The sequence below is a fragment of the Xylanibacter muris genome (genome assembly GCF_013166605.1).
Taxonomy (GTDB): Bacteria; Bacteroidota; Bacteroidia; order Bacteroidales; family Bacteroidaceae; genus Prevotella; species Prevotella muris.
The window spans coordinates 24,795-30,993 of the sequence record NZ_JABKKF010000019.1 but is presented as its reverse complement, the minus strand read 5'-3'; the positions used below and the strand labels follow the sequence as shown (position 1 = coordinate 30,993).

5 protein-coding genes are annotated in these 6,199 nt (G+C 39.8%); 4 read left to right on the top strand and 1 reads right to left on the bottom strand.

Annotated features, from left to right (window positions below; all coding sequences use genetic code 11):
* Positions 1-167: 167 nt before the first annotated feature.
* On the bottom strand, positions 168-1,586 hold the full coding sequence (locus HPS56_RS12895; protein WP_253952475.1) for a DNA/RNA helicase domain-containing protein: 1,419 nt from the start codon (positions 1,584-1,586) through the stop codon (positions 168-170).
* Between the two features lie 816 nt (positions 1,587-2,402).
* Here HPS56_RS12895 and HPS56_RS12890 point away from each other — a divergent pair.
* The 4 genes from HPS56_RS12890 (at position 2,403) to HPS56_RS12875 (ending at position 6,189) form a co-directional block, all read left to right on the top strand.
* Complete coding sequence (locus tag HPS56_RS12890) at positions 2,403-3,215, top strand: M48 family metallopeptidase (protein WP_172277463.1); 813 nt, start codon at positions 2,403-2,405, stop codon at positions 3,213-3,215.
* Positions 3,216-3,384: 169 nt separating this feature from the next.
* Entirely contained in the window at positions 3,385-4,047 is a 663-nt protein-coding gene (locus HPS56_RS12885; RefSeq protein WP_172277457.1) for a PASTA domain-containing protein, read from the top strand.
* A gap of 44 nt (positions 4,048-4,091) precedes the next feature.
* Positions 4,092-5,150, top strand: coding sequence for an RluA family pseudouridine synthase (locus HPS56_RS12880; protein WP_172277454.1), 1,059 nt, complete (start codon positions 4,092-4,094; stop codon positions 5,148-5,150).
* A 22-nt stretch (positions 5,151-5,172) separates the two neighbouring features.
* A complete protein-coding gene (locus HPS56_RS12875) occupies positions 5,173-6,189 on the top strand; it encodes a D-alanine--D-alanine ligase (RefSeq protein WP_172277451.1) in 1,017 nt (338 codons plus the stop codon).
* Positions 6,190-6,199: the final 10 nt, after the last annotated feature.

The window sequence follows — 6,199 nt, the reverse complement described above, 5'->3', positions numbered from 1 at the left end:
GCTTTCAGGGCTGCTTTAAGAGGGGTGACAGACATTAAGTTCTTTCTTTTCAGACTTACAAGGCTATATGCTTAATCCCCATGGTTTGTCGGGTGAGCCCTAAGTATGCAAACTCAGCTAATTCGCAATACTTTCAGTATGAATCAGTTGGCTGTTTTGGGGATTGTTTAATGAATATCCCTATTTAGTATGTTTATGCATCTATCTAACATAACTTCATTGTTAATTATTACGATATGTAGTTTTTTCCTGGTCCTGGTGATTATCTGATATAACATTTGTCTTTGTGAATAGTATGTATTGTCAGCAATCAGATCGCCTTGAGTGTTATACTTGAAAGATTCGTCAATGACCACTACAACACTGTCGAATTCTTGACCTACTACAGAATGCGCACTTTCTGTATCGTTAGACAAATATGCTTCATAATGGAAGAATGAGCGCGTCCCGGGGGTATAATTCGGTGTTTTCCATCCTCTTTCCGATAATTCCTGAAGTACCAATTTGGTAGAGAAATAATTTCTGCAATATGTGAGTTCAATATTAGGGTAGGTTATATCGGGTATATTCTTTTTAATACTAAAAAGTTGTCTTATGAAATATGCAATTTCTTTATTTGTTCTGATTTTATCTGTTAGTTTATAGGGATTGCATAATAATTCTTTTTCAATCCTTTCTTTGGTATGATATTGTTTCTCATTGTCACGTAAATATTGGTTTTCATCGTATGAGAAGATACACTTTTTATTAAGAGTGCGTACTTCTGCTATATATTTGTCAAATTGATATGGATACATTCTTTGAGCTTCATCAATTATGATTAAGTCAAAATCTGTTGTATCGGGGGCATATTTAGGCATATATATATTCCAATTGTATTCTTCCTTTAAAATTTCATGACCATTATTTAGTTTGGCACAATGTAGAATGAGTACTTTTTTACCTATCAGAATAAATTCTTTGGCTATATGATAAGTTAATAATGTTTTACCAGTTCCCGCACTCCCTGTCAAGGCTATAAAATTTGTTGTATCGTCAGATAACTTTGTCTTGATTCTGTTATATATTTGTTCTTGCTGGACTGTAAGGAAATAACCATCTGACATAAATTTTTCTGGAGAATTAAACGGAGAAACTAAATAATCAGACGGGTTAAACAGATCATCGATATTATTAAATGTCACCACTTGCTGATGCATTAGCATGTTGCATAATTCACTAAAACTTGTTTCTTCTATTTGGTTTCCTCTATTTTTGGTTACGAGTTTATAAAGTTTATTCTCATTTGAAATATAGGTATAAATGTGAAGCGGCTTGTCTAAAAAACCGAGATAGTATCTGTTCTTTTGTTGTTGTTTTAATATCTTTTCTATTGAACTTTCAGTTTTAATCTCTATATTTATAATATAGTTATTGCCAAATCGAAGCAAGTCAAATTCTTTTCCAATCTGTGGTATTGAATAACCTAAGTAATAACGGTTAACAATAGAAATATTACTATTCGTTTTTTGCAGTTCATTCACAAATGATTCTATACCATTAAGTTCGTAATTCTTTATTCCACTATTTATCCCGTAACTGTTCATCAGTTTTTGGAATAGAGTGTTACTTAGTTTCCTATAAGCTTCTATGATAGATAGGATATTGATACTCTTCATTGTACTAATTTATAAAGATTGATTTTTTACTTTATGTCTCATTGTTTTTGATTGTTCCAATAATCATCCGCCATTTCTTTGGGTGTCTTTGAATTCTATTGATTCCAAGCTGGCCGAAGAATTTAAATATTGCTTAATAGTTAAATACTGCTTTTCCTATTAATATTGCTGTTTCAGATAAATTGGTCCAGTATATTGTTTTATGATATTCAGGATTTCTTGTTTTTTGGATTTACAGTGTTTTAATACTGATAGCTCTTTTGAATACAACCGTAAACATTCTCTCTCTGTATGGAATTCCTGTTTAGGCAGATGTACTTCCCTTATGGCTTCCAACATACGAGGAATACCTAATGCAACTATTTCAGCAAAGTGCATACGGGTAAAGATGTTTTTGAAGCAAGTGCAAAATTAATGAAAAGTTTATAAAAAGCCTCTTGTGGTGTCTTATATTCAATATTTTTCTTGGTCTTTAATTTCTTGTCATTGAAATTCCTCTCTTTTTGTATTGTTTTTGTAATTACCCAAAGGTTGTATCTCTTGTCACACCCATAGGTCGTGATGAAGATGAAATTAAAAGTTTTGTGGAAAGTGTGGATTGGTAAGGGGTATGATGTATTTAAAGCATAAGGGGGAAAGATGTTTTTGTGTTCAGAATATTTTTATATTTTATGCAATAAAAATGATGTGCCTTCAGTTATTTCGTTAGAATTGTATCTCTAATAATTATAAAAAATATCTATGATGAAAAAGAAAATCATGAAGGCAGCTATGCTGCTGCTTATGTCGGCAGGTGTAACTCCTGTAATGGCACAGTTTAATCTTGGAAAGGCTGTTAGCGGAGCTGTAAAGGCCGGTAAGGCCGCCACTCTCACGGATGCCCAGATGGCGCAATATGTGAAAGAGTCCATAGATTGGATGGATAAGAATAATAAAGTGTGTGAAGACAATGACCCGTATACAGTCAGGCTTAAGAAACTCACACAGGGGTTGACGGAAGTTGAGGGAATACCATTGAACTTCAAGGTGTATTATGTTATAGACGTCAATGCTTTTGCATGTCCAGACGGCAGTGTGCGTGTGTTCTCGTCTTTAATGGATATTATGACAGACGATGAATTGCTTGGCGTTATTGGTCACGAACTTGGTCATGTAGCATTGAAACATTCAAAGAAAGCGTTCCGTACAGCCCTGCTGACGTCCGCATTGAAAGACGGGGTGGCATCGGCAGGCGGTAAGGCGGCTGCTCTTACTGAGTCCCAACTCGGAAGCCTTGGTGAAGCTGTGCTTAATTCATCGTTTTCACAGAAGCAGGAGAGTGAGGCCGATGATTACGGATACGATTTCCTGAAGAAAAATGGAAAGAATCCGTGGGCCATCGCCTTGTCGTTTGAAAAACTGCAGAAACTGGAGCAAGAAAATGGAGGAGGAAAAGCAGGAAAGCTGAGCAAAATGTTTTCTTCACATCCTGACACGGCAAAGCGTATAAAGAAGATGTCAGACCGCGCCAAGGCTGATGGTATTGAAAGACCGGCAAACAATATGCCGGCAAAGTAAAAATAAATAATTGATCAGGCACCATAATATGATATGACATGTATTCCCCGTTATGCAAGAAGATATGCATGACGGGGATTTTTACTATTGGAAACTTTTATCATGTGTTGTTACTTGTTTTGAAAAAAAATAGTAACTTTGTAACTTACTAAAAATATATGACGAAAGTATGAAGTTTAAGACGTTTCTTAGCAAATTCTTCAGTATTTATCTTTGGGGAAATATCTTGGCGATGATAATTCTCGGTGCTGCACTTTGTCTTGGAGTGAAATATGGGCTTGATGTATACACCCGCCATGGAAAAAGCATAAGGGTGCCTGATTTACATGGAATGGACTATGCTCGGGCAAAGCCATTGCTTGAGCAATGCGGGCTCGGTATCATTGTGGGAGATTCCGGTTACAATAAGCGTATGGCTGCCGGATGCGTGCTGATGCAGACCCCAGGGGCAGGGGCAAATGTTAAGGCCGGAAGATTAATATATGTAACGGTAAACTCCCATACTTCTCCTACGGTTGCCATTCCCGATATTATCGATAACAGCAGTTTACGTGAGGCGGAAGCCAAACTTAAAGCTATGGGATTCCGTTTGCTTAATCCTCAGTTTATTACCGGAGAGAAAGACTGGGTTTATGGGATTTCCGGTGACGGACGCAGGCTCATGGCCGGAGAGAAAGTGTCTGTTGACATGCCTCTTGCTCTTGTTATAGGCAACGGACAGTTCGATACACTGAATGTGGATATGGACTTCTCTGATCCCGATGCCGGTATGGGGGATGTCGATGAATTTGAAGAGATAGATGTTCCTGTCATAGATGATGTGACGGAATAATAATATATAAGTTGATAATATAGAAATCGGCAGAACAAATATTTATGATAACAGAGAATGACGATATAGGACTCATTGAGTATGATGATGAGGGCCAAGGCCAGTTGTATGAGCATTTCCGTATAGAGGCGGATAAAGGTCAGGTGCCCGTAAGGGTGGATAAGTTCATGTTTGAGAAGCTTCAGCATTCAAGTCGCAACCGTATACAAAAGGCTGCTGATGCCGGATTTGTGCATGTAAACGGCCGCCCTGTGAAAAGTAATTATAAGGTACGTCCAGGAGATGTGGTTACTCTGATGCTTGACCGTCCGCATTACGACACGACAATAGAGCCGGAAGACATTCCTCTAAATATTGTGTATGAGGATGACCATCTGATGGTTGTCAACAAACCTGCAGGTCTTGTGGTTCATCCGGGGTGCGGCAATTTTCACGGTACTTTGGTAAATGCTGTGGCATGGCATCTCAGGCATTTCCCGGGTTATGATCCCAATGACCCTCAGGTCGGTCTTGTGCACCGTATAGACAAAGATACGAGCGGTCTTTTAGTTGTGGCAAAGACACCGGAGGCCAAGACTGAGCTTGGGGCGCAGTTTTTCAATAAGACCACTCATCGCAGCTATTGTGCCATAGTGTGGGGAAACATTTCCGAAGATACAGGACGGATAGAGGGGAATATAGGACGTGATCCTAAAGACCGTTTGCGTATGGCAGTATTCCCACCGGGTTCTGATACTGGAAAATCTGCGGTAACCCATTATCGTGTAGTCGAGCGTTTCGGATATGTGACACTTGTGGAGTGTATTCTTGAAACCGGCCGTACTCATCAGATACGTGCCCACATGAAACATATCGGTCATCCGCTTTTTTCCGATGAGCGTTATGGCGGCTGTGAGATTCTCCGAGGTGAGAGAACCGGCAGTTATCGTCAGTTTGTGTTGAATGCCTTCAAACTCTGTCCGCGGCAGGCTCTGCATGCAAGGACATTGGGTTTCGTACATCCTGTTACAAAACAGCAGATGGATTTCACTTCTGAGCTTCCAGAAGACCTTGGCGCCTTGATAGATAAATGGAGAAAATATATGTCAGGTCAGAAAAATTGAAAATATAATCCGGATATAAATTATGGTAAACTTAAAAAGAAACATCGCCATCGTATGTGGTGGAGATTCTTCAGAGCACGATGTGTCATTGCGCTCTGCACAGGGACTTTACTCTTTTTTTGATAAAGAGCGTTACAATGTTTATATAGTAGACGTAAAAGGCCATGACTGGCATGTGGAGCTGAAGGACGGCACGACGGCTCCAATCGACCGGAATGACTTTTCTTTTCTTGAGAACGGCTCTGCCGTGCTTTTCGACTATGCTTATATCACCATTCACGGAACACCGGGTGAGAATGGACTTTTGCAAGGATATTTTGATCTTATAGGTCTTCCTTATTCTACCAGTGGTGTACTTGTTGAGGCGATGACGTTCGACAAGTTCGTATTGAACAATTATCTCCGCAGTTTCGGTGTCAGTGTTGCCGACAGCCTGCTCATCCGTAAAGGATATGAAGAGATTGTGAGCGATGATGAGATAGACGAACATATAGGCATGCCGTGTTTTGTGAAACCTGCGGCCGACGGAAGCAGTTTCGGTGTTTCTAAAGTGAAGAATAAAGACCAGCTTGCACCTGCTATCCGCAAGGCTATGATGGAAAGTCCTGAGGTGATGGTCGAGGCTTTCCTTGACGGGACAGAGATATCCGTGGGATGTTACAAGACAAAGGGCAAGTCCGTGGTTTTGCCGGCTACGGAGGTGGTTACCGGGAATGAGTTTTTTGATTATGATGCCAAGTATAACGGTCAGGTGAAGGAAATCACTCCGGCACGTCTCAGTGCCGACACTGCTCGTCGTGTGGCAGAGCTTACGAGTCATATTTATGATATATTGCATTGCAACGGCATTATACGTATAGACTATATAATAGGCAAGGGTGTGGGTAAGGATGGCAGCCAGACCGACAAAATCACGATGCTTGAGGTTAATACCACCCCTGGTATGACAGCCACAAGTTTTATTCCGCAGCAAGTTAGGGCTGCCGGTCTTAATATGACTGACGTACTTACAGATATAGTGGAAAACCAGTTTAAATAGTCTAAATCAT